The organism is Intrasporangium sp. (assembly GCF_039812505.1).
In the GTDB taxonomy this organism is placed as follows: Bacteria; Actinomycetota; Actinomycetes; order Actinomycetales; family Dermatophilaceae; genus Intrasporangium_A.
This window is the reverse complement of record NZ_JBDIAQ010000189.1, coordinates 1-5,825: the sequence shown is the minus strand read 5'-3', so window position 1 is coordinate 5,825 and position 5,825 is coordinate 1. Positions and strand designations below refer to the sequence as shown.

At 74.1% G+C, this 5,825-nt stretch carries 5 protein-coding genes; 4 read left to right on the top strand and 1 reads right to left on the bottom strand.

All coding sequences use genetic code 11. From position 1 onward, the window contains the following. A partial coding sequence (locus WMI84_RS16470) for a hypothetical protein (RefSeq protein ID WP_347354862.1) occupies positions 1-198 on the top strand: 198 nt, incomplete at its 5' end. Positions 199-311: 113 nt separating this feature from the next. Next, positions 312-1,376 carry a hypothetical protein gene (locus tag WMI84_RS16465; protein ID WP_347354861.1) on the top strand — a complete coding sequence of 355 codons (1,065 nt, stop codon included), beginning with the start codon at positions 312-314 and terminating at the stop codon, positions 1,374-1,376. A gap of 69 nt (positions 1,377-1,445) precedes the next feature. Here WMI84_RS16465 and WMI84_RS16460 read toward each other — a convergent pair whose 3' ends face one another. Continuing rightward, positions 1,446-2,390 carry an SDR family NAD(P)-dependent oxidoreductase gene (locus tag WMI84_RS16460; protein WP_347354860.1) on the bottom strand — a complete coding sequence of 315 codons (945 nt, stop codon included), beginning with the start codon at positions 2,388-2,390 and terminating at the stop codon, positions 1,446-1,448. Positions 2,391-2,483: 93 nt separating this feature from the next. Here WMI84_RS16460 and WMI84_RS16455 point away from each other — a divergent pair, with 93 nt between their 5' ends. Both WMI84_RS16455 and WMI84_RS16450 read left to right on the top strand, forming a co-directional pair. Beyond that, positions 2,484-4,688 carry an acyl-CoA dehydrogenase gene (locus WMI84_RS16455; protein ID WP_347354859.1) on the top strand — a complete coding sequence of 735 codons (2,205 nt, stop codon included), beginning with the start codon at positions 2,484-2,486 and terminating at the stop codon, positions 4,686-4,688. 67 nt (positions 4,689-4,755) lie between these two features. Next, positions 4,756-5,643 carry a MaoC/PaaZ C-terminal domain-containing protein gene (locus WMI84_RS16450; protein WP_347354858.1) on the top strand — a complete coding sequence of 296 codons (888 nt, stop codon included), beginning with the start codon at positions 4,756-4,758 and terminating at the stop codon, positions 5,641-5,643. The last annotated feature ends 182 nt before the right edge of the window (positions 5,644-5,825 follow it).

Below are 5,825 nucleotides of genomic sequence, written 5' to 3'. Positions count from 1 at the left end.
GTACTGGAGGCGGCCGGGATCGACCAGCCCACCGAGGGCGACCACCGGATGGCGTACGTCATCCTGCTCGGCTGGTCTGCCGCGCTGACCGCCGTGCTCAACGGACGGCTCGACCGCACGGAGGCGCGCGCCCAGATGGAGCTGCTGGTCACCCAGCTGCTCCAGGTGCGCTCCACGCTGGCCGACCGCGCCAGCTGAGCCGGGCGCCGGCGCCCCGGTCTCGGCGCCGCGGCGTACCTTGGGAGGTGACAGCCGCGCCGGTGCGTTCTCGGGCGGTCTTGTCCCGTCTGCACGTGGGTCAGGTGAGAGCGATGCGAGCACGGACCGTGGGTCGCGGGGCGCTCCTGGCGCTCGGGATGGTGCCGCTGCTGGCCGCCTGCGGGCAGCCGGCCGCCTCGGGTCCGGTCCGGGCGCAGCGTCCCGCCACGGCCGTGACCGCCTCTGCGTCCGTCGGCGCGGTCGCCGGCGTGGCGTCGGTCGTGCCGCAGGTCGTCGCCCATCTCGGTGGCGAGGCCCACGAGGTCCTCTCCGAGCCCGACGGGAGCGTCCTGTGGGTGCCCGAGTTCACCGGCCGGCAGGCCCTGCTCGACCGGTTCGACAGCACCGGCGCCCCGGCGGGCCAGGTGGTCCTGGGGCCGAGCCCGTCCAGCGGGATCAACAGCCACGTCCGGATGGCGCCGGACGGGTCGATCTGGGTCTCGGACGACTACGCCTTCTTCCGCTACGACCCGGCGACGGGGTCGGTCGGCACCCTTCACCTGAGCGTCGACGACGCGCATGCCGTGCCGGGCGCGCGGTCCGACACCGCCCCGCTGCCGGGCACCTGGGTCTCGGCCTTCACCTTCGACGCCGCCGGCGACCTGCTCCTCGCCCGCGACAACGTGCCGGTGCTCGAGCTGCGTTCGACGGCCGGGCGGCTGCTGCGCACCGTGCCGCTGCCGGCCGGGATCGTCGGTGTCTCGGACATGGACCTACGGCCTGACGGCCTGCACCTGCTGGCGGGCCGGCCGGCCGACGTGTCAGGGGAGGTCTCGCCTGTCGTGGTGAAGGTCGACCTGTCCGCGCCTCGGCCCGGGCGGGCCACCCCGCTGCGGTCGACGCTGCTCGGCCTGACGCAGGTGTTGCTGCCCGACGGCGACACCATCCGGACCGGCTCGACGGGTGCCGCCACCCTGGTCACCGCCGGGGCCGGCGCACAGGCTGTCACGCTGCGGTCTCGAAAGGTGCAGATCGCCGATCCGCTCGGCAGGCCGACGACGGTGACGGTCCGCGAGCGCGTGCTCGGCGCCGGTGCGGGCCCGGTCGGCTCGGGGCAGGCGGTCTGGCTGCTGCTGTCGGCGAGCGGCGGCGGCACCGACCTGGCCCGGCTCCCGTAGGGCGTCCGACCGGCTGCGACGTGGTTTGGGGTCGGCCTCGGCGCCGGGCCCGTGCGCCCGGCCGGGGCCTCAGCCGCCGAGGGCCTGCACCCCGGTGGTGTCCAGCTTGGCCAGGCCGTACGCAGCGAAGGTGGCGTACGGGTCGCGCTCGGCGAAGTAGCCGCCGAGCTTGCGGGCGAGCTCCTCCTCGGTGAACAGGTCGTCGTCCGCGGTGAAGACCTGCTCGGCCTGGGCCGGCTCGAGCAGCGCGACGAAGTCGCCGTAGGCGATGAACAACTGGCCGCTGATCCCGGCCGAGGCGGGCGAGGCCAGGAAGGCGACGAGCCGGGCGACCCGCTCCGGCGACAGGATGTCGAGGCGCCCCCCGGCCGAGTCCGCCGCGAAGACGTGCTCGGTCATCCCCGTGCGCGCCCGCGGGGCGATCGCGTTGACCTGCACGCCGTAGCGGGCCAGCCCCTGGGCGGTCGAGAGGGTCAGGGCGGTGATGCCAGCCTTGGCGGCCGAGTAGTTCGGCTGCCCGGCGGCGCCCATCAGGCCCGCCTCGGAGGTCGTGTTGATGATCCGGCCGTAGACGGGGCCACCCTCGGCCTTGGACTTCGCGCGGAAGTAGACGGCTGCCGCCCGGCTGAGGGAGGCGTGCCCCTTAAGGTGGACGTCCAGGACCAGGTCCCAGTCCTGCTCGGTGAGGTTGAAGATCATCGTGTCGCGGATGACCCCGGCGTTGTTGACGACGATGTCGAGCGCGCCGAACGTGTCGACTGCGGCGCTGACGAGCTCGTCGCCCAGCGCCCACCGGCTGATGTCGCCGGGGACCGCCAAGGCCCGGCCGCCGGCCTCGGTGATCAGCTGTGCGGTCGTCTCGGCGCCCGCGCCGAGGTCGTTGACGACGACGGCGGCACCCTGCGCCGCGAGTCGCAGCGCCTCGGTCTGGCCGAGCCCGGCACCGGCGCCGGTGACGATCGCGGTGCGGCCGCGCAGGTCCACGGGCCTCGATGCTGCTTCGCTGGCGGACATGGGCTGAGCTCCTTCTCCAATGGGGGTCTTGCCTAGAACCATAATTCATTCTAGTTTTAGATTGCAAGACCCGCCCCCAGCCCAGGAGCCACCATGGATTCGCACCTCCCGCTCGACGGCGACCTCGTCGACTTCGCCCTGCTGCTCGACCAGTTCGGCACCGAGCAGGCCGACCCGGACCTCGTCCACCGCATCGTCGACGCGACCGACGCGCTGGCCGGCGAGCTGGCGCAGCCGCTGACCAAGGCGCTCGCGCAGCTGGGCGCGCTCGGGGTGCACCTGCCCGAGTCCGTGGACGGTGGCGGCACCGGGGTCCTCGGGCTCGCCACCCTCGCCGAGGCGCTCGGCCGGCGGCTGGTCCCCGGTCCCGCCCTGCCCACCGCCCTGACCGCGGCGGTGCTGCACGCTGCAGGCGCCGACGAGCTGCTGCCGGGCCTCGCGGACGGGTCCGCGCTGGGCGCGGTGGGCCTGGCCGAGGGAGATCTGCGGGCCGAGAGCGGACCGACCGGCGCGACGGTGACCGGCACCAGCGGCCTGGTCCTGGGCGGCGCCGACGCGGGGCTGTTCGTCGTGCCCGCGACCGGGGACTCCGGCCGGGTCTGGGTGCTGCTCGAGCGCGGGTCGGTCGAGGTGCAGCCCGTTCGCGGCTACGACCTGACCCGCCGCGGTGCGCGCGTCACCGCGGCACCCGGGACCGCGGGGCGCATCCTCGAGGTCGACCCCGAGCTGCCCACCCAGCTGGCCGCCGTGACCCTGGCCGCGGAGTCGGTCGGCATCGCCCAGTGGTGCACCGACACGGCCGCCGACTACGCGCGCGTACGGGAGCAGTTCGGCCGCCGCATCGGCGCCTTCCAGGCCGTCAAGCACCGCATCTCGCGCATGCTCGTCACCACCGAGCAGGCCCGCGCAATCGTGTGGGATGCCGCTCGCGCCCTCGACGACGCACGGACCGCAGCACCGGAGCGGGCTCTGGTCACCGCCGCCGCAGCGGGGCTGGGCGTGGAGTCCGGCCTGAGCACGGCGAAGGACCTGGTCAACACCCTCGGCGGGATCGGCTTCACCTGGGAGCACCTCGCGGGCTTCTACCTGCGCCGGGCCCACCTGAGCCGCATCGTGCTGGGCAGCGCCGACCGCTGGGCCGCGCAGGTGGGCCGGCTCGCGCTTGCGGGAGCGCGACGCAGCGCCTCGATCGAGCTGCCGGACGGGCTCGAGCCGACCCGGGCGCAGGTGCGCGCCGAGCTCGACGAGGCCGCCGCGCTGTCCGGGCCGGCCCGGGCGGCGTACCTCGGCGACCACGGCTACACGATGCCGACCCTGCCCGCCCCGTGGGGCAAGGGCGCCGACGTCCCGACGCAGCTCGTCATCGCCGAGGAGCTGGCCCGCACCCGGCTCGAGCCGCACGACATGATCATCGGCAACTGGGTCGTTCCGGCCGTCGTCGCCTTCGGGACCGACGAGCAGAAGGAGCGCTTCGTGCGCCCCTCCCTGCGCGGCGAGATCACCTGGTGCCAGCTGTTCAGCGAGCCCGGCGCCGGCTCGGACCTGGCGTCGCTCACCACCCGCGCGGACAAGGTCGACGGCGGCTGGAAGGTCAACGGGCAGAAGGTGTGGACCTCCGGGGCCCGCGCCGCCGACTACGGCATCCTGCTGGCCCGCACCGACCCCACCGTCGCCAAGCACAAGGGCCTGGGCTACTTCCTGCTCGACACCTCCGCACCCGGCGTCGACATCCGCCCGCTGCGGGAGATCACCGGCGACGAGCTGTTCAACGAGGTCTTCCTCGACGACGTCTTCATCCCCGACGACTGCCTGGTCGGCGGTCCCACCGACGGCTGGGCCGCAGCCCTGAACACCCTGGCGAGCGAACGCGTCGCGATGACCGGCGGCTCGCACTTCTCCACCGGCGACGAGGCACTGGTGGCCGCGGCGCCCGCGGCCGGGGCCGACGACCCGCTCGTCCTGGCGCGGCTGGGCGACCTGCTCACCCGGTCGCTCTCGTCCTCGCTGCTCGGGCTGCGCACCACGCTGCGCTCGCTGGCCGGTGCGGCCCCCGGCTCCGAGGCCTCGCTGGCCAAGCTCATCTCCACGACGACCATCCAGGACTCGTGGGAGGCGGTCGTCGACTGGCTCGGCCCCGCTGGGCTCGCGGCGCCGCCGCTCGAGACCTCGGGTGACGGCCGGCACGACGACCCGATCCACATGTTCCTCAACTCCCGGGCGCTGACCATCGCGGGCGGCACGACCGACGTGCAGCTGAACATCGTCGGGGAGCGCATCCTGCGGCTGCCCCGCGACTGAGGCCCCCACGGGCCGCCCGGCCAACGGCGGCTCACCGAGCGAAACCCTCGACCAGACAAGGAATCCCATGTCCATCGACCTCGACGCCGCCCTGTCCGCCGACCCGGTCGTCCGGGAGATCAGCTGGACCGCGTCCGACGTGCTGCTCTACCACCTCAGCCTCGGCGCCGGGTCGGTCGCGGGGCGGCCCGAGCTGGCCCTGACCTACGAGCAGGACCTGACCGCGCTGCCCACCTTCGGCCTCGTCGCCGGTGGCGGAATCTCGAGCCGGCGGATCGCGGCCCCGTCGATGCACCTGCCCGGCATCGACATCGACCTGCGCAAGGTGCTGCACGGCGGGCAGCGCATCGAGGTCCACCGGCCACTGCCGACGGCGGGGGTGGCACGCACCAGCCAGCGGGTGGCCGACGTGGTCGACCTCGGCGAGGGCCGCGCGGCCGTCGTCGAGCTCGAGACGACCGCAGAAGACGGCGACGGCCCGCTGTGGACCCAGGTGTCCCAGATCTGGGCCCGCGGGGAAGGCGGCTTCGGCGGCAGCAACCCTCGGTCGGACGGGGTGCGCCTGCCCGAGCGCGACGCCGACCTTCGCGTCACCGTCGCGACCGGCGTCAACCAGGCGATGCTCTACCGGCTCAACGGCGACTACAACCCGTTGCACATCGACCCGCAGTTCGCTCGCGCCGCCGGGCTCGACGAGCCGATCCTGCACGGACTCGCCACGTTCGGGATCGCGGCGAAGGCCATCACCGACGCGGTCGCCGACGGCAGGGTAGACCGCCTGACCGGAATCGAGGCGCGCTTCGCCGGGATGGTCCGCCCGGGCCAGCAGATCGCGGTCGAGATCTGGACCGGGACGCTGGGCTCCGCGGCGACCGAGGCCGGCGAAGAGGTGCTCTTCCGCGCCTCCGTGGACGGGGCCGTCGCGCTCGACCGGGGCCGGGCCACGGTGCGCTGAGCGGGGAAGCTCGGCAAGCCGGCCCCAGTGGTCCGAGGCTCCCGCGCTGTCCCTGCTGAGCGGCATACGGCAGAGCAGGCCCGCGTCACGGGACAAGTCATGTCGCGCACAACCCCGTCACGACGCCAGTCATGTCGCACAACCCCGTCACGACGCCAGTCATGTCGCACAACCCCGTCACG

What these genes read in the sequence shown, in the direction of transcription:
- WMI84_RS16465 (WP_347354861.1), top strand. Translation starts at nt 312, where the DNA reads ATGCGAGCACGGACCGTGGGTCGCGGGGCGCTCCTGGCGCTCGGGATG.
- WMI84_RS16460 (WP_347354860.1), bottom strand. Translation starts at nt 2,390, where the DNA reads ATGTCCGCCAGCGAAGCAGCATCGAGGCCCGTGGACCTGCGCGGCCGC.
- WMI84_RS16455 (WP_347354859.1), top strand. Translation starts at nt 2,484, where the DNA reads ATGGATTCGCACCTCCCGCTCGACGGCGACCTCGTCGACTTCGCCCTG.
- WMI84_RS16450 (WP_347354858.1), top strand. Translation starts at nt 4,756, where the DNA reads ATGTCCATCGACCTCGACGCCGCCCTGTCCGCCGACCCGGTCGTCCGG.